This window comes from Actinocorallia aurantiaca, assembly GCF_039533685.1.
In the GTDB taxonomy this organism is placed as follows: domain Bacteria; phylum Actinomycetota; class Actinomycetes; order Streptosporangiales; family Streptosporangiaceae; genus Actinocorallia; species Actinocorallia aurantiaca.
Window position 1 is genome coordinate 165,341 of record NZ_BAAATZ010000019.1, and the last position, 16,113, is coordinate 181,453.

The 16,113-nt window shown below is 73.8% G+C and carries 17 protein-coding genes; 9 read left to right on the top strand and 8 right to left on the bottom strand.

Going from position 1 to position 16,113, the window contains the following annotated elements; all coding sequences use genetic code 11:
- Positions 1-4 precede the first annotated feature (4 nt).
- Genes ABD327_RS22910 through ABD327_RS22920 form a run of 3 tightly spaced genes read right to left on the bottom strand, consistent with a single transcriptional unit; the run spans position 5 to position 2,813 of the window.
- Positions 5-952, bottom strand: coding sequence for a VWA domain-containing protein (locus ABD327_RS22910; protein WP_344452676.1), 948 nt, complete (start codon positions 950-952; stop codon positions 5-7).
- A complete protein-coding gene (locus ABD327_RS22915; protein WP_344452677.1) occupies positions 949-1,833 on the bottom strand; it encodes a DUF58 domain-containing protein in 885 nt (294 codons plus the stop codon). The genes ABD327_RS22910 and ABD327_RS22915 overlap by 4 nt, the downstream gene beginning before the upstream one ends.
- A complete protein-coding gene (locus tag ABD327_RS22920; protein WP_344452826.1) occupies positions 1,833-2,813 on the bottom strand; it encodes an AAA family ATPase in 981 nt (326 codons plus the stop codon). The genes ABD327_RS22915 and ABD327_RS22920 overlap by 1 nt, the downstream gene beginning before the upstream one ends.
- Before the next feature lie 123 nt (positions 2,814-2,936).
- Between ABD327_RS22920 and ABD327_RS22925 the strand changes: the two genes are divergently transcribed.
- Both ABD327_RS22925 and glpK read left to right on the top strand, forming a co-directional pair.
- Positions 2,937-3,683 carry a hypothetical protein gene (locus ABD327_RS22925; RefSeq protein WP_344452679.1) on the top strand — a complete coding sequence of 249 codons (747 nt, stop codon included), beginning with the start codon at positions 2,937-2,939 and terminating at the stop codon, positions 3,681-3,683.
- A 47-nt stretch (positions 3,684-3,730) separates the two neighbouring features.
- Positions 3,731-5,206 carry a glycerol kinase GlpK gene (glpK, locus tag ABD327_RS22930; RefSeq protein WP_344452681.1) on the top strand — a complete coding sequence of 492 codons (1,476 nt, stop codon included), beginning with the start codon at positions 3,731-3,733 and terminating at the stop codon, positions 5,204-5,206.
- A gap of 14 nt (positions 5,207-5,220) precedes the next feature.
- Here glpK and ABD327_RS22935 read toward each other — a convergent pair whose 3' ends face one another.
- Entirely contained in the window at positions 5,221-6,009 is a 789-nt protein-coding gene (locus ABD327_RS22935; RefSeq protein WP_344452682.1) for a CPBP family intramembrane glutamic endopeptidase, read from the bottom strand.
- 118 nt (positions 6,010-6,127) lie between these two features.
- On the opposite strand from ABD327_RS22935, the gene ABD327_RS22940 reads away from it, so the two are divergent.
- From ABD327_RS22940 to ABD327_RS22955, 4 genes are all read left to right on the top strand, one after another.
- A complete protein-coding gene (locus tag ABD327_RS22940) occupies positions 6,128-6,967 on the top strand; it encodes a DUF4253 domain-containing protein (RefSeq protein ID WP_344452684.1) in 840 nt (279 codons plus the stop codon).
- Between the two features lie 82 nt (positions 6,968-7,049).
- Positions 7,050-8,036 carry a hypothetical protein gene (locus ABD327_RS22945; RefSeq protein WP_344452686.1) on the top strand — a complete coding sequence of 329 codons (987 nt, stop codon included), beginning with the start codon at positions 7,050-7,052 and terminating at the stop codon, positions 8,034-8,036.
- 141 nt (positions 8,037-8,177) lie between these two features.
- The gene (locus tag ABD327_RS22950) at positions 8,178-9,149 is read left to right on the top strand and encodes a hypothetical protein (protein WP_344452687.1); all 972 of its coding nucleotides are present in this window, start codon (positions 8,178-8,180) and stop codon (positions 9,147-9,149) included.
- Between the two features lie 173 nt (positions 9,150-9,322).
- Positions 9,323-10,432, top strand: a complete 1,110-nt coding sequence (locus ABD327_RS22955; protein WP_344452689.1) for a hypothetical protein — start codon at positions 9,323-9,325, stop codon at positions 10,430-10,432.
- Here the strand turns inward: ABD327_RS22955 and ABD327_RS22960 are convergent.
- Complete coding sequence (locus ABD327_RS22960; protein ID WP_344452690.1) at positions 10,383-11,576, bottom strand: MFS transporter; 1,194 nt, start codon at positions 11,574-11,576, stop codon at positions 10,383-10,385. The genes ABD327_RS22955 and ABD327_RS22960 overlap by 50 nt on opposite strands.
- 90 nt (positions 11,577-11,666) lie before the next feature.
- On the opposite strand from ABD327_RS22960, the gene ABD327_RS22965 reads away from it, so the two are divergent.
- The 3 genes from ABD327_RS22965 (at position 11,667) to ABD327_RS22975 (ending at position 13,604) form a co-directional block, all read left to right on the top strand.
- Positions 11,667-12,326, top strand: a complete 660-nt coding sequence (locus ABD327_RS22965; RefSeq protein ID WP_344452691.1) for a class I SAM-dependent methyltransferase — start codon at positions 11,667-11,669, stop codon at positions 12,324-12,326.
- Between the two features lie 104 nt (positions 12,327-12,430).
- A complete protein-coding gene (locus ABD327_RS22970) occupies positions 12,431-12,946 on the top strand; it encodes a SigE family RNA polymerase sigma factor (protein ID WP_425547185.1) in 516 nt (171 codons plus the stop codon).
- Positions 12,939-13,604, top strand: coding sequence for a hypothetical protein (locus tag ABD327_RS22975; RefSeq protein WP_344452693.1), 666 nt, complete (start codon positions 12,939-12,941; stop codon positions 13,602-13,604). Before ABD327_RS22970 ends, ABD327_RS22975 begins: the two co-directional genes overlap by 8 nt.
- A gap of 7 nt (positions 13,605-13,611) precedes the next feature.
- On the opposite strand, the gene ABD327_RS22980 is transcribed toward ABD327_RS22975, so the two are convergent.
- From ABD327_RS22980 to ybiA, 3 genes are read right to left on the bottom strand one after another with little or no spacing between them, the layout of a single operon-like run.
- Entirely contained in the window at positions 13,612-14,733 is a 1,122-nt protein-coding gene (locus tag ABD327_RS22980) for an AAA family ATPase (RefSeq protein WP_344452695.1), read from the bottom strand.
- Positions 14,717-15,505 carry an RNA ligase family protein gene (locus tag ABD327_RS22985; RefSeq protein WP_344452696.1) on the bottom strand — a complete coding sequence of 263 codons (789 nt, stop codon included), beginning with the start codon at positions 15,503-15,505 and terminating at the stop codon, positions 14,717-14,719. The genes ABD327_RS22980 and ABD327_RS22985 overlap by 17 nt, the downstream gene beginning before the upstream one ends.
- 41 nt (positions 15,506-15,546) lie before the next feature.
- On the bottom strand, positions 15,547-16,095 hold the full coding sequence (gene ybiA, locus ABD327_RS22990) for a riboflavin biosynthesis intermediates N-glycosidase (RefSeq protein ID WP_344452698.1): 549 nt from the start codon (positions 16,093-16,095) through the stop codon (positions 15,547-15,549).
- Positions 16,096-16,113: the final 18 nt, after the last annotated feature.

The following is a 16,113-nucleotide window of genomic DNA, read 5'->3' on the forward strand; positions in this document are numbered from 1 at the left end:
GGCCTCAGGGGAGCCGGGAGAACCAGAGGAGGGACAGGGCGCCGGTGATCAGGGCCATCAGGGCGGCCAGCAGGGTGAAGACCGAGGTGATCTCCTTGTCCTCGACCCGGAAGCCCAGCGAGGTGCCGATGCTCTCGTAGACCTCCGAGAGCTGCTCGGAGTCCTCCGCCTCGTAGGCGCGGCCGTCGGTCTGCTCGGCCAGGGCCCGCAGGACGACCTTGTTGACGTCCACGGTGGTGGTCTCGCCCTCGATCGTGACGGTCCCGTACGGGGTGCCGAAGGCGATCGTGGAGACCGGGATCTTGGCGTCGCGGGCGGCGACGACCGCTTCGCTGATGGTCCGGCCGTAGGTGTTGTCGCCGTCGGACAGCAGCACGATGTGGGCGGGCGGCGGGTCGTCGCCGTTGCCGGAGTCGAACGACCGGATGGCCTGCAGGGAGGCGAAGACCGCCTCGCCGATGGCGGTGCGGCGGTCCAGGACGAGGTTGTCCACCGACCGCAGCGCCTCGCTGCGGTCGGAGGTGGGCGGGGCCACGACGGTGGCGACGCCGGCGAACGCCACGACCCCCACGTTGAAGCGCTCCGGCAGGCCCTCGATGAACGACTTGGCCGAGGCCTTGGCCGCCTCGAACCGCGACGGCGCCACGTCGGTGGCCTCCATCGACAGCGACACGTCGACGGCGACCATGATCGTCGCCCGTTCCCGCGGCACCTTGACCGGGGCCGCGGGCTGGGCGGTTCCCACCACCAGCAGCGAGAGCATGACCAGGAACAGGCCGGCCACCAGGTGCCGCCGCCAGGCCGGGCGCTTGGGCGCCACCTGCGAGAGCGTCGGCAGGTTGGTGAAGGGGATGGCGAACCGCTTGGTGCCGCGCTGCCGCAGCACGTACAGGAGCAGGAGGACCGGTACCAGCAGCAGCAGGAGCAGCCATTGGGGGGAGAGGAAGGTCATGTGCGGCTCCCGAGGCGGCGGCGGCGCAGCGCGAACCGCGCGATGTCGATGACCCAGTCGCGGTCCGTGCGCAGCACCAGGTGGGCGGCCCCGGCCCGGCGCAGCGCCGCCGCGTTGGCGACCCGCTGCCGCGAGGCCGCCTCCCGGTAGGCGGCGGCCACCCGGGGGGTGAGCATGATCTCCTGGACGGTCCCGGTCTCCGGGTCGGTCAGCTCCACGAGGCCGCCTCCGGCGGGCAGCTCCATCTCGCGGGGGTCGATGATCTCGACGGCGAGGGTCTGGTGCCGGGCGGCCATGCGGCGCAGCGGCACCTCCCACGCCGAGGTGTCGAGGAAGTCGCTGATGACCACCCGCAGGCCGCGGCGGCGCTGGCCCCGGTCGAGCGCGGTGATCGCGGCGGCCAGGCCCATCGAGCCGCGGCCGATCTCGGTGCGCTCGACCTCGCGCAGCAGCGAGTACAGCCCGGTCCTGCCGGTGCGGGCCGGCCGGCGGCGCAGCCCGTCCCGCTGCATGAGGTAGGCGCCGACCCGGTCGCCCAGGCGGGTGGCGGTGAACCCGACGGCGGCCAGGGCGGCGACGGCCAGCTCGCGCTTGGCGTAGTCGGCGGTGCCGAAGTCCATGCTGGCCGTCAGGTCGATCAGCGCCCAGGCCTCCAGCTCGTGGTCGGCGATGAGGTCCCGCACGTGCGGGACGGCGGTGCGGGCCGTCACGGACCAGTCCATGTGCCGGACGTCGTCCTCGCCCGGCTGGTAGGCGCGGGCCTCGGCCAGCTCGCTGCCAGGCCCCGGCAGCAGCCCCATGTGCTCGCCGCCCAGCAGTCCGTCGAGCTTTCCGGTCACCTTCAGCTCCAGCCTGCGGAGCCTGTCCTCGGGGATGCGCATCAGACGGGGCCGTGGTTCCAGACGACGCGGGGCGGCGGTACGCAGGCCAGGACGCGGGCGACGAGCTCGGGGGCGGAGACCCCGTCGGCGACCGCGTCGAACGACAGCACCAGCCGGTGGACGAGCACGTCGCGGGCCACGTCGCGCACGTCCTCGGGCAGGACGAAGTCCCGGCCGCGCAGCAGCGCCAGGGCGCGGGAGGAGGAGACCAGGCCGAGGGTGGCGCGCGGGCTGGCGCCGATCTCGATCAGCGGGGCCAGGTCGGGCATGCGGTAGGCGGCGGGCTCGCGGGTGGCCATGACCAGCCGGACGATGTAGTCGGCGACCAGTTCGTGCACCGTGACCCGGGAGGCGGTGTCCTGCAGCTCCCGCAGCAGGTCGGGGTCGAGCACCTGCTCGGCGACCGGGGGCGTGGCGCTCATCCGGCGCAGGATGAGCAGCTCGTCGTGGGCGTCGGGGTAGGTCACGTTGATGCGCATGAGGAAGCGGTCGCGCTGCGCCTCGGGCAGCGGGTAGACGCCCTCGGACTCGATCGGGTTCTGGGTGGCCAGCACGATGAACGGGCTGGGCAGCGGGAACGTCCGCCCGGCCAGCGACACCTGGCGCTCGGCCATGACCTCCAGCAGCGCCGACTGCACCTTGGCGGGCGCGCGGTTGATCTCGTCGGCCAGCACGAAGTTGGCGAACACCGGCCCGAGCTCGACGTCGAAGGACTCGCTGGAGGGCCGGTAGATGCGGGTGCCGACGATGTCGGAGGGCACCAGGTCGGGGGTGAACTGCACCCGGGCGAAGGTGCCGCCGGTCACCTGGGCCAGCGAGCTGACCGCCAGGGTCTTGGCGACGCCGGGGACGCCCTCCACCAGGCAGTGGCCTCCGGCGAGCAGGGCCACCATGAGCCGCTCGACCATGTGCTCCTGCCCGACGATGACCTTCTTGACCTCGGCCAGGGCGCGTTCGAGCAGCACCGAAGCCTGCTTCATGTCATCGGCGACAGTCACACTCGCCCCTTCACCCCGAATTCCGAACTTTGTTGTCCGACCCTACGTGAATTACCCGCCGGTCCGGAGCCGACACGAGCAGAGAGATCACAGTAGGGTGCGGGCATGACCGCCCCACTCGGCCCGTTCCGGCTGACGGCCCGGATCCTGTCGTCGCCGGCCGGCATCGTGTACGCCGCGCTCGACCCGGCGGGGCGTCAGGTCCAGGTGGCGCTGCTGACCAGGGGGGCGGCCTCCGACCCGGCGGCCCGCGACAGGTTCGCCGCGGCGGTGCGCGGGTCGGGCCCGGAGGTGGTGGCCGCCGACACCGAGGACCAGGGGCCGTGGGTGATCGGCACCGGGGACCTGGCCGGGCTGCTGGAGCCGGTGCTGCTGAAGGACCGGGCGAAGGGCCCCCAGTTCCTGCACCACTGGGCCGGGCGGGGCGAGGATCCGGCCTTCCCCACGGGCAGGCGCGCGGGCGAGGCCGGGAAGAGCGCGACGAAGACGGAGTACCCCACCTTCACCGGCTCTCCGGGGACGGGGAACTGGAGCACCGACGGCACGCTCTCCTCGGCGGCGAGCCGGGTGCTGGTCGTGCTGGCCCTGGTGGTCCTGGCGCTGCTGCTCGCCGGGATCGTCCTCCTGCTGGTGTGGCTGCTGCGCTCCCAGCCGGAGCCGCTGCCGACCGAGCCGGTGCCCACCCTCACCACGACCGAGCCGGGCTCCCCGTCGCCGACCCCGTCGCCGTCGGGGAGTTCGGGGACGGCGACGCCCGACCCGTCCGGCACCCCGGTCCCCACCCTTCCGGGGCCGGGCCCGGGCACCGGGCCCACTCCCTGGCCGGATGACGACGGGGATAATCCGCTGTGATCGCGGTTAGATAAGCGACGACGCCGATCTCCGGAAGGACCACCGCCGTGTACATCGCCGCGATCGACCAGGGCACGACCTCCAGCCGCTGTCTGGTGTTCGACGGGGCGGGCCGGGTGGTGGCCGACGCGCAGCGGGAGTTCTCCCAGATCATGCCCCGTCCCGGCTGGGTGGAGCACGACCCGATGGAGATCTGGGCCTCGGTCGAGGCGGTCGTGGCGCAGGCGCTGGAACGCGGCGGGCTGGCCGCGTCCGACCTGGCGGCCGTCGGCATCACCAACCAGCGCGAGACCACCGTGGTGTGGGACGCCGCGACGGGCGAGCCCGTGCACAACGCGATCGTCTGGCAGGACACCCGCACCGACCGCGTCTGCCGGGAGCTGGAGGGGGCCGTCGGCCAGAACCGCTTCCTGGACTCCTGCGGGCTGCCGCTGGCCACCTACTTCTCCGGCCCGAAGCTGCGCTGGCTGCTGGCCGAGGTGCCGGGGCTGCGCGAGCGCGCCGAACGCGGCGAGGTGCTGTTCGGCACGATCGACTCGTGGCTGATCTGGAGGCTCACCGGCGAGCACGTCACGGACGTCACGAACGCCTCGCGCACCATGCTCATGAACCTGCGGACCCTGGACTGGGACCCGCGCACCCTGGAGGCGTTCGGCGTCCCGGCGCGGATGCTGCCGCGCATCCGCCCGTCCTCGGAGGTCTACGGCACGGGCCGCGGCGTGCTGGAGGGCGTGCCGGTCGCCTCGGCGCTGGGAGACCAGCAGGCGGCGCTGTTCGGCCAGTGCTGCTTCGACGAGGGCGACGCCAAGAACACCTACGGGACGGGCGCGTTCCTGCTGCTCAACACCGGGACGCGGCCGGTCGTCTCCAGGCACGGGCTGCTGACGACCGTCGGCTACCGCATCGGCGACGAGCCCGCCGTGTACGCGCTGGAGGGCTCCATCGCGATCGCCGGGGCGCTGGTGCAGTGGCTGCGCGACAACCTGGGCCTGATCTCGTCGGCCGACGAGATCGAGGAGCTGGCCCGCGGCGTGGACGACAACGGCGGCTGCTACTTCGTGCCGGCCTTCTCCGGGCTGTTCGCGCCCTACTGGCGTTCGGACGCGCGCGGCGCGATCGTCGGCCTCACCCGGTTCGTGGGCCGGGGGCATCTGGCGCGGGCGGTGCTGGAGGCCACCGCCTGGCAGACCCGCGAGATCGTCGACGCCATGAACGCCGACACGGGGATCGCGCTGGACTGCCTGAAGGCCGACGGCGGCATGGTCGTCGACGAGCTGTTCATGCAGATCCAGGCGGACGTCCTGGGCGTCCCGGTGGTGCGTCCGGGCATCAAGGAGACCACCGCGCTCGGCGCCGCCTACGCCGCGGGCCTGGCCGTCGGCTTCTGGAGCGACCCGGCGGAGCTGCGCGCCCACTGGAAGGAGGACGGCCGCTGGACCCCCGCCATGACGGCCGAGGAACGGGAGGCCGAGCACGCCCGCTGGCGCAAGGCGGTGACCCGGACGTTCGACTGGGTCGAGTGAACTGGTATCTCCCGTCAGCGGGTGGGTAGCCAGCTGACCTTTCCGGCGAGCAGGACCCAGCCGACGAACGCCACGATGTCGATGAGGGCGTGCGCGACCAGGAGCGGCATCACGCGGCCCCACCGCCGGTACAGCCGGGCGAAGACCAGGCCCATCACGAAGTTGCCGATCAGCCCGCCGATGCCCTGGTACAGATGGTAGGAGGCGCGGACGGCGGCGCTGGTCAGGTCGGCCTTCCAGTCGGGCCAGCCGAGCTGGCCCAGCCGGTGCAGCAGGTAGCCGAGGACGATGACCTCCTCGACGACCGCGTTCTCGACCGCCGACAGCACCAGCACGGGGATCCGCCACCACACGTCCCCCAGCGTGGTGGGCACGATGGTGAGGTTGAAGCCGAAGGCCTGGGCCAGCAGGTAGAGCACCAGCCCGGACCCGCCGATGAGCGCCGCGACGGCGGCGCCGAGGCCCAGGTCGCGGGCGCGGGGACGCCAGTCCACGCCGAGGGTGCGGCCCATCGGCTCGCCCGAGCGGCCCAGCAGGTGCGCCGCCAGCGCGACCGGCACCAGCGCCGAGGCGACGGAGAACAGCTGCCAGGCCAGGCCGAGCCAGGGGCGGCCCGGCGCGGAGTCGGTGACCAGGGAGGCGGTCTGATCGTTCAGCGCCCTGGAGGCCGTCAGCGAACCCAGGAAGGAGATGAGCGCCGCCACGCCCGAAGCGCCCAGTGAGAGCGCGAACACCAGCCAGACCTCCTGGCCCAGGACACGGCGGGAGGGCATGGTGGAGGCGGGAACGATCTCACGGGTCACGGCACCGATCGTCGCATGTCCGCGACCGAGGGTGTCAAACCGGGCACATGGGTGGCAGTAAGGTCCTGGAATAGGCCAAGATCCTCACTTAGGTACGGGCAAGACGGAGTGGGCGACCATGGACGATCACCGGCGCGGCAGGGCGCTGCCGGCGGGTGTTTACCGGCTGTTCGCCGACGGAGGCAACGGCCGTACGCTCAACGTGCCGCTGCCCGACGGCGCCGTGGTGTGGCCCGATCGCGGCTACCGCAGGGACCACCTGGTGACGCGGCCGGCGTTCTGGCTGAGCGACGCGCCGGTCACGGCCGAGACCTGGCGCTCGCTCGCGGCCGAGCACCCCTACTCGGGCCTGTGGCCGCTGCTGCTGGACGAGTCGGCCCAGCCGTGGTCGGCGGGCCAGGTCGCGCCCGAGCCGGAGTCGGAGATCGACGTCTACGACCCGGCGCTCTTCATGGCCGAGGTCTGGCAGGACATGATCGAGCCGAGGCTGCGCTACGGCGACGACTTCGAGGACCTGGCGCCGTTCGGCAAGTACTGCCCCGGGCTGGCCCCGCCCGGCGAGCCGATGGCCGAGCCGCAGGAGGCCGCCGACTGGTACGCCGGGCAGCTCGCCGACGGGCTGACCACGCTGCTGGGGCTGGTGGCGGCCTCGCGCAGCGCCGACGCGCTGGCCGTCATGGGCTGGCAGGGCGCGCTCAACCACAACCAGTGGACGGCTCCGCTCGCGGCCGTCGTGCGCAGCTGGGAGGACAGGTTCGGGGTCCGGCTGGTGCGCGTGGGGTTCAACACCCTGGAGTTCAGCGTCTCGGCGCCGCCCCGCGAGCTGGAGCACGCCGTGCACATCGCCGCCGAGCACTGGGCGTTCTGTCCTGACGTCATCGCCCAGGGCGCCGGCAGCCTCGAGGCCTACGCCGCGGAGCTCGTCGGCCGCAACGCCTGGTCCTTCTGGTGGGACTGAGCGCGGGTTCCGCGTGTCGGGGGGCCGGACCAGCGATCCTTTTCAGCGTGTGAAGAGCGTCCCCTGCGGAAGGAAGATCGTCTTGTCGTCCCGGCTCTCCGGCGCCCTCGCCGCCCTCCCGGCGCTCCTGCTGCTGTGGTACCTGCCGTCGCTCGGCGAGCTGTACCGGTGGCGGGACCAGACCCGCTACGGGGTGTCCGGTTCGCCGCGCGGCGAACCCCGGGAGGTCCTGAAGTTCCTGACCTCCCCGGACTGGACGTGGCACGCGGTGCTCGCGCTGGCCGCCTGCGCGGTCGTCCTGGGGGCCGCCCTCGCGGTGGCGGCCAGGCTCCCGGTGTTCGGGTTCGTCACGGGCGCGCCGCTGACCGCCGCGGGCGTGTACGGGATGCTCTCGGCGGACGGGCCGAGAGGCCTGGTCGGGACGCTGGGGTTCCTGTCGCTGCCCGGGCCCGACGTCACGGCCGCGCAGTTGCGCGCGGGGACCATGACCTACGTGGGCCAGGGCCTCTGCCTGCTGGTCGGGGGAAGCCTGCTGGCCGCCGCGCTGTGCGCCCTGCTCCCGTCCCGCCGCCCTCCGGCGGGCGCGCTTCCCGGCGCACTGGCCGGACTGGTGGCGCTGGTGCTCGCCTGGGGCTGCGTGATCGAGGGCGGCACCAGGTACACGGCGTCGCGGCCGGGGCTGACGGCTCTGGCGGCCCTCCTGCTGGGCTGCGTGGCGGGGGCGCGGCTGCTGCCGGCCGCCGCGCCCCTGGCGTGCGGCCTGCCGGTGTTCGCGCTCGGCCTGGGGGAGGTTCTGGGCTGGAACCCCCTGCTGAAGATCGCGAACGTGGTGCTGCCCCTGTCGGTCGACAGCGGCGAGCACATCCTGATGCTGCGCGGCGCGTTGTTCGCCGCCGCCGTCCCGATGCTGGTGCTGGGCGGCGCTCTCCTGGTCACGGCGCTGCGGCGGGAGCAGGGGTGGAGGTCGGCGCCCCGCCCGAAGCGGAGCACCCTTCCCAGGCAGGCGGCGCGTCCGAGGCCGGCGGCCCGCCCGAAGCGCACGAACCGCCCCCGGCGGGTCGCCCGCTGAGCCGTCCCGCTTCCCCGGTCCGGCCGGCCGTCGCGTCCCAGCCGACCGGGCCGGAGAAGCGGGACTCCGGTCCCATGCGTCCGGGGAGGCCGGGCCGTCATCCTTTCCGCCATAGGAGTCCTCCCGGCGAAAGGAAAGACCTTGCGGTCCTCCCGGCTTCTCGGCGCTCTGGCGGGGCTGCCCGTGCTCTTCGCGCTCTGGTACCTGCCCTCGCTCGCCCAGCTGTACTGGTGGCGGGACACGACCTCCTACGGAGCGTCCGGGGACTGGGCGTCAGGTGATCCCGCCGCGATGCCGGGTGTCCTGAACCCGCCGGACTGGAGCGTCCACCTGGTGGTCGCGCTGGTGCTCTGCGCGCTGGTGCTCGGCGTGGCCCTCGCGGCGTCGAGGCGGCTGCCCGCGCTGGGAGCGGTGGCGGGGCTGCCGCTGGCCGCCGTGGGCGCGTACGCGCAGATCCGGGGGGAGGACATCGGCGGCCTGGCCGGGATCCTGCCGCTGCCGGGCGGTCCCGAGGTCGCCTCCCGGCAGATGCGTCAGGGGACGGAGTGGTACCTCGGTCAGGGATTGTGCCTGCTCGTCGGAGGCACCCTGCTGGCCGCCACGGTCTGGGGACTTCGCACGTCCCGCCGTTCACCGCGGGGACCGCTCTCCAGCGCCTTGATAGGCCTGGTGGCGCTGGTGGCGTCCTGCGCCTGCGCCTTCGACTCGCGCGTCTGGATCACGGACGGCGCGCTGGACACGGTGATGCGGGTCGGGCTGATGGCGGTGGCGGCCGTCCTGTTCGGCTGGACGGCGGGATCCCGGCGCCTCTCGCCCGCCGCGCCCCTGGCGTGCGGTCTTCCGGCGCTGGTGCTCGGCGTGGACCACCTGTTCGAGGGCGAGGCGTTCAGCGGAGGCCTCCTGCGCGACCTCATCCAGTACGTGCTGCCGTTGAGCCTCTTCGACGATCCCTATCCCGTCCTCGAGCTGCGTTCCGCCATCTTCGCCGGGGGCGCTCTCCTCGTGACGATGGGCGGCGCGCTCATGGTGGCGGCCGTCGGACGGCTGGGACCGTCCGGCGGGGACCCGCACGTCCGCTCCGCGGGTTCCGAAGGCCCGGTGAACTCCACGTAAGACGGCCTTTCGGCGGAGGTCTCCGGCGGCTCTTCCTCGGACTGAGCCGCCCCGTCCGCCGTCCGCCATCGCCGAAGAGCAGGCATCCCCTGGGTGACCTCGGGCGGAGCAGCGGTTACCGTAAGCCTGACCGGGAGTGCGGGAACGGCGAAGACGGCGGTGGTGGGGCGGCGGTGGACGAGGAGCCGGTGGCGGAGCCCGTGTCGGGGCTGGTCGCCGAATTGTGGGACCTGGCGGGGCTCGGGCTGCTGCTGACCGCGCCCGTCCGGGACCTGGGCCGCGACGTGACGGTCCACCTGGCCCGGACGGGGCTCGAGCGGTCCCTGGAGCGGCCCGCCGTCCGGGGTCCGCTCGAGCAGGCCGCCCGGTACACCGCGGCGCGCGTCACGGCCTCCCTCACCGAACGGCTCGCGGGCGAGCTCGCCGCCGCGGCCGAGGCCAACCCGGTCACCGCCGCCGCCCTGGGCGCGGCCGGACGCGCCGCCGACCACCCGTGGTCCCGGGCGGCGCGGAGGCTCGCCCTGCGCAACCCCCTCACCCGCGCCACCACCGAGAGCCTGGTGGGGCTGACCGAACGGGCCGCGGGCACCGGCCTGGCCAGGGCCGCCGCCGGAGCGGCGCTCGAGCCGGTCGTCGACGTCGTCGCCGACGTGATGCTGGACGTGATCCTGGAGCTCGGCCCCGAACTCGCCCTGGAGATCGCCGAGGAGACGGCGAAGCAGACGGCCTCCGGCCTGGCCGGGACGGTCAGGAGCGGCCTTTCCGGCCTCGGGTCGGCCGCCGTGGAGCTCGGCCCCCTCCCGGCCGCCGCCGTCGGCTGGACCGAGAGCGCCGCCCGCAGCGAACCGGTCCGGCTCGCCGCGCGCACCGCCGAGGAGATGGCGTCGGCCGCCGAACGGCTCGGCGTGCCCGAGCTGACGGCCAGGAGCGCGCTCGACGCCGCGGGCTGGGCGGCCCGCACCGAACTGGGCAGGGCGCTGACCGGCATGGCGGAGGAGGTCGTCCGCAACGCCCTGCGCGAGCTGGTGCGCGACATCGCCCGCGAGTCCGTCCGCCTGTCGTGGGCCCGCGCGGTCGGCGCGCTGCTCGGCGAGGAGACGCCGCCCCCGCCGGACCCGGACGCCGGAAGCCGGGTGGCCCGCCTGATCGCCGCCCCCGCGCAGGACGCCGCCGCCGGCCTCGCCGTCCGGGTGTCGTTCCGGCTCGCCCCCGCGACCGTGCCCAGGGTCGTGGTCAGCGCGGCCAGGAGCACCCGGGACCGCGCCTTCCGCCGGACGACCTAGACGGCTGGACGGCGGCGGGGCGCAGGAAGCCCGCGGAGGCGACCATCACCACCAGCGCCGCGGTGACCAGCGCGAAGGACACCGAGAGCGAGGTCAGCGACGCGATCCCGCCGATGGCCGCGGGAGCGAGCAGCAGGCAGGAGTAGGTGAGGGTGGCGATCCCCGCGACGCCCTGGCCGGGATCGGCGGCGGCCCTGCCCCCGGCGGTGAACGCCAGCGGGATCACCACCGCCACGCCGAGGCCGATGAGCCCGAACCCGGCGATCGCAGGGAGGGGGCTGCGGGCCGCGACGACCGCAAGCCCGCCGAGCACCGCCAGCACGCCGCCGAGCCGCACCGTGCGGACCGGGCCCAGCCTCGCCACCACCGCGTCCCCGCCCAGCCGGGCCAGCGCCATCGTCAGCGCGAACGCCGTGTAGGACACCGCCGCGACCCCCGGCCCCGCCCCCGTGACGTCCTTCAGGTAGACCCCGCTCCAGTCGGCCGCCGCCCCCTCGGCGAGCACCGCGCAGAACCCGACCAGGCCGATGCCGAGCACCTCCCGGCCCGGCAGCGCGAAGCGCGGCGGAGCCACCGAGTCCAGCCCCGGCCGGGAAGGGGGCAGGAACGACGAGGCGAGCAGCCCGCAGCCCAGCAGGACCAGGGCGGTGACGGCCAGATGCGGCCGGGCGTCGATCCCGGCCTGGGCGGCCAGCACACCCGTGCCCGCCCCGGCCAGCGCCCCGACGCTCCACATGCCGTGCAGCCCCGACATGATCGGACGGCCCAGCGACTCCTCGATCCGCACGCCCTGGGCGTTCATCGCCACGTCGGCCAGGCCTCCCAGCGCCCCGTAGACCAGCAGGACCGGCCACAGCACCGCCAGACCGGGAGCGAGCGGCGGCAGCACCAGGGCCAGGCACCAGCCCGCCAGCAGAAGGCGCGTGGCGTTCCGCCCGCCGAGCCGGTGGATGAGCCGCCCGGCGGCGGGCATCGTCAGGAGCGTTCCGACGGCGGGCGCGAGCAGCGCCAGCCCGAGCCCGCCCGCCCCGGTGTCGACCCGGTCCTGGATCCACGGGATGCGGGTGGCGAAGGCGCCGCCCACCGCGCCGTGGACCGCGAACACGGCGGCGATGGCGGTCCTCGGGCCTGGAATTCGTGCCATCTCCCTAACCTAAGAGGTGGCTTTGTTTACTTAAAGCCTGCTGACCGGGGGAAATGGCGCTGTAAGGATGAGCGGATTAAGGTCGTCAAGGTGCAGCCCGACCCCCCGCCGCTCTGCAGGGCGCCCGAAGAGGCGTTCGTTCGCGACCACACGCGGCTGAGAGCAGTCCCGTACCTGCCCGAACTCCGACTCCACCAGGCCGACGACCCGTACGGCCTGTGGGAGTACAGCGAGGACACCGGCCTGCCGTTCTGGGCGTTCGCCTGGACCGGGGGCCTGGCCCTGGCCCGCCATGTGCTGGACTCGCCCGAACTGGTGCGCGGCCGCACCGTGCTGGACGTGGCCGCCGGCTCCGGTGTCGTCGCCGTCGCCGCGGCGCTCGCCGGCGCGGCCGAGGTCACCGCCAGCGAGGTCGACTCCTACGCGGTCGCCGCGATCAACGCGAACGCCGAGGCCAACGGCGTGTCCGTCACCGCGGTCCGCAGGGACCTGCTGGACTCCCGCCCGTCCGGCCACGACGTCGTCCTCGCCGGGGACGTCTTCTACGACAAGGCGATGTCCCGCCGCGTCGAGCCGTTCCTGCGCGAGGCCGCCGGGGCCGGCGCCCTCGTGCTGGTCGGCGACCCGGGACGGCGCTACCTGCCGCGCGGCGCGTTCACCGCGCTGGCCCGCTACGACGTCCCGGTGAGCCGGACGCTCGAGGGCTCGCGGCGCAGGCGCACCACCGTCTGGCAGGTCCCGGCCCGCTGACCGCCGGTCCCGGTGGAACTCGCGGTCGAAGCGTGCGACGCTGGTCGCCCTCGTTCTCTCCGGCGGTCCCGGTGTCCCCGCCGTCTGCCGTTCTTCCCTCGGAGGTGTGCCGCTTGGCCGAGTCGGTCGAGGAGGAGGCGTTCCGGCGGTTCGTGGCCGAGCGCTCCGCCGGGCTGCTCCGGCTCGCCTACCTGCTGACCGCCGACCGGGCGGGGGCCGAGGACCTGGTGCAGAACGCGCTGGTCAAGGCGTATCTTCGATGGCGGAACATCGAGAGCAACCCCGAGGCCTACGTGCGGCGGGTGCTGGTCACGGTGGCCGCCGACGAGCGGCGGCGCGCCCACCGGCGGCACGAGACGGCCGTCNNNNGGGACAGCGCCGACGGCGCCGACCCCTACGCCGGGGTCGACGGGAACGTCCGGCTGCGGACCGCGCTGGCCGGCCTGCCCGCCCGGCAGCGGGCCGCGGTGGTGCTGCGGCACTGGGTGGGGCTGGAGGTCGCCGAGGTCGCCGAACTGCTCGGCTGCTCGGCCGGGACCGTCCGCAGCCAGACGCTGCGGGGGCTGGAGAAACTGCGGGAGGCCTACGGGGTGGCCATGGAGGGGGAGGCCCGTGGATGACAGGGAACTGCTCGGCCTGCTGGCCGAGGAGGCACCGGCTCCGCGCCCCGGCCTGGCCGACGGGGTCCTCGCCGAGGCCCGCCGCACCCGGGCCCGCCGCCGCTGGACCGCCGCCGCGGGCGGTCTCGTTCTGGCCGCGGCCGTGACGGCCGCGATCCCGGTCGTGCTCTACCAGCAGGACTCCTCGGAGACGTACAGCACAGCGGAGAAGCCCGCCCCGGCGAGCGCGCCGCTCGAGGACCTGGCACGGCGGAGCTCGCCGGATGCGCAGAACTCCAGCCCGGACTTGGAAGTGACACTCACCAGCCCGTACGCGGCGCAGGACGCCGCCGTCTACGAGGCCGCGATCGACGCCTTCCTCAACGACAGGACGGGCGCGGCGAAGAGCACCGAGTCCTTGCGAATCCTGGACAGGGTCTGCCCGTTGCGTGGCGAATGCACCGACCGCCCGCTCGACGGAGGCCTCAAACGGGACCTCTCCGCGCGGATGCCGTCTCTGAACTTCGTCCAGGACTCCCTCACCAACGACCTCTTGGAATTCCCCTTGCGGCTGGGCGAGGCCCGGATCGACGGGCGGAAGGCCCGCGTCCCCGTCTCCGGCAAGCTGTTGCGGCTGGAGTTCCGCGAGGGCCGCTGGCGGGTCGTGGACGGGCTCTGACCGCCGTTCACGTCCGGTCGAGCCAGGTGACGGTGTGCGCCTCGGTGAGGTCCGGGATCTCCCAGCGGGAGGCCAGCCGGGTGATGACCCCGTCCGGGACGGGCGAGGGCCGCGCCCGGTTGCGGGCGCGCAGGACGGCGGGGGCGGCCTCCAGGGAGACCAGGGCGATCCGGGCGCGGTAGTCGGCCGCGAGGCCTATGCAGCGTTCCCGCAGTTGCCGGGACACGTTGGTGGCGTTCCACACGAACGGGCGGCCGGCCCTCAGATGCTTCCGGGCCTGTTCGAAGGCCGCCGCGACCACCGGTCCCTGGTCGGCGGTGGGGGAGACGCGCAGTTCGGCGCGCAGCCGGTCGAGGCTGACGACGGGCAGGTCCGGGCGGTTCTCGGCGATCCAGGTGTCCTTGCCCGCTCCCGGCAGCCCTGACAGCACGGTGGCCGTCAGGCGGGTGTCGTCGTAGGCGGCGTAGGAGGGGTCGCGGTCGGGCGTGCGGAAGTACTGGAAGCGCGCGTGGTCGGAGGGGAAGGCCCGCGGCCCGTCCAGGCAGTCCTGCTCGGCGCAGTACTCCTCGTACAGGGCGACGTTCTCCAGCATCTCGGCGAGGTCGCCGCACTCCCGGCCGCGCAGGTCCGCCTCGGCCAGCAGCACGAGGTCGGCGTTGGAGGCCGACAGGCTCACCCGGAAGACTAGCCGCTGGAGGTCGGGGCGCTCCAGGCCCCAGAAGGGCGCCTGGTGGTGGCGGACGAGCGCGGCGACGTGCTCCCGCCAGGGGATGGGGGCGCCGAGTTCCCAGAGGATCCGGCGGGCCATCAGGTCGCCCTGCCGGGAGTGTCCGTGCGCGGTGATCCGGCCGTCCTCCTCGCGGGTGCAGCGGGGTTTGGCCACGTCGTGCAGGAGCACCGCTGCGAAGAGCCGGACGCGCTGCTCCTCGGGACGTTCACGCCAGCGCGGCGACGCGGCCAGCGCCTCGCATGCCATCCGCGTGTGCGTCTCGACGTCCCCTTCGGCGTGGTGCACCGGGTCCTGCGCGACGCCCGCCAGGTCCCGGACCCAGGGGAACGCCGCCCGGACGGGCTCCCACTCCACCCGCCAGTGCGGAGGGCGGGGGCAGAGCTCAGCGAACAGCCGCATACAGCACCTCCGGGTCGGCCAGCCCGTTCGCGACGATCGGCCGGTCCTGCCAGTGGCCTCCGGCGTCGAGGATCGCGGTGAGGAAGCTCGAGCGCACCCACTTGAACCGGCCGACGGTCCGCCCCTCGTCCTCGACCTTGAGGTAGAGCCCCTCCATCTCGTCGGAGGCGTCGGTCTCGGCCCGCACCCGCTCGGGGTCGAGCCCGGCGGCGAGCGCGGCCTCGTCGAGGGCCTCCCGCCAGCGTCCGGTCCGGCAGGTGGACGGGCCGACGAACGACGTCAGCTTCTCCAGGCCGGAGACGGGGCCCTCATGCAGTACGGGAACCGAGTGAACGGGAGTACCTGCGAGCAGCTCACGGCGCGCGGCGGTGGAGAGGAAGACGTCCTCGTCGCGGTCGTAGACGTCGAATTCGCAGAAATAGTGGGGGAGCGCGTCATAGAAGACGGTGTGCTTGGCGTACATCCACTCGCCGTACATGACGTACCGGTGGCCCAGCACCGGCCGCAGCAGGTGCGCCACGGCGGACGCCCAGGCCTTGAGCGGTGCGAACTGCTTCTCCCTGGGGCCGCCGGTCAGGTAGTGGCCGCGCGACTGCAGCCGCAGGACGCCGTCCTGGTCGAAGCTGATGCCGCAGTTGGCCCCGTCGAGCTTCTCCTCGACGACCAGGTGCCGTCCTGCCAGTTCCCGGAACGGCACCGCCGCCAGGTCGTGGTCGCCCGGCTGGAGCCGCGACCCCAGCAGATGCGGCGTACGGGGGTATTTGCGGATCATGTCTTCGTTGTACGCGGTGTCGTCCGGCCGCGTCGAATGGTTTACCGCAGCCGGGCGCGGGCCTCCATCAGTGCGAAACCCAGCAGGTTGAGGCCCTCCCAGCGGGCCGGGTCGGCGGCGCGCTCGTCGTCCGCGGCCAGCCCGACGCCCCAGACCCGGTCGAGCGGGCTCGCCTCGACCAGCACCCGGCCGCCGGTGCCCAGCAGGTACTCCCGCAGTTCGGGGTCGCCGCCGAACTTCGCCACGTTGCCCTGGACGACCAGCTCGAACCGGTGCCCGGCCCAGGTCTCCTCGTCGAAACCCCGCACCCGGCGGCCGAGCCTCTTGGCCTCGTCCGGATGCCCCGAGGCCAGGATCAGCGCCTCGGTCTCGTCGTCGCCGAACAACCGGGCCTTGCCCGCCATCATGTAGTGCTCGGCACTGCGGTAGACCTTCCCGCCGTTCGCGGGGTCGGTGAAGTCCCGCTCGAACCACTGGCTCAGCACGTGCCTGCCGCTCGGATGCGGCTTGTGCCCCCAGAAGAAGAGGTATTTCGGGACGGTGCCGGCCTCCTGCGCCTTCAGGAGGTCTTCCACGCTGCGCGGTTCCATGCCCCGCACCTTAGGAGG

Coding starts and splice junctions, on each gene's coding strand:
- ABD327_RS22910 (WP_344452676.1), bottom strand. CDS start 952: ATGACCTTCCTCTCCCCCCAATGGCTGCTCCTGCTGCTGCTGGTACCG.
- ABD327_RS22915 (WP_344452677.1), bottom strand. CDS start 1,833: ATGCGCATCCCCGAGGACAGGCTCCGCAGGCTGGAGCTGAAGGTGACC.
- ABD327_RS22920 (WP_344452826.1), bottom strand. CDS start 2,813: ATGAAGCAGGCTTCGGTGCTGCTCGAACGCGCCCTGGCCGAGGTCAAG.
- ABD327_RS22925 (WP_344452679.1), top strand. CDS start 2,937: ATGACCGCCCCACTCGGCCCGTTCCGGCTGACGGCCCGGATCCTGTCG.
- ABD327_RS22940 (WP_344452684.1), top strand. CDS start 6,128: ATGGACGATCACCGGCGCGGCAGGGCGCTGCCGGCGGGTGTTTACCGG.
- ABD327_RS22960 (WP_344452690.1), bottom strand. CDS start 11,576: ATGGCACGAATTCCAGGCCCGAGGACCGCCATCGCCGCCGTGTTCGCG.
- ABD327_RS22980 (WP_344452695.1), bottom strand. CDS start 14,733: ATGCGGCTGTTCGCTGAGCTCTGCCCCCGCCCTCCGCACTGGCGGGTG.
- ABD327_RS22985 (WP_344452696.1), bottom strand. CDS start 15,505: ATGATCCGCAAATACCCCCGTACGCCGCATCTGCTGGGGTCGCGGCTC.
- ybiA (WP_344452698.1), bottom strand. CDS start 16,095: ATGGAACCGCGCAGCGTGGAAGACCTCCTGAAGGCGCAGGAGGCCGGC.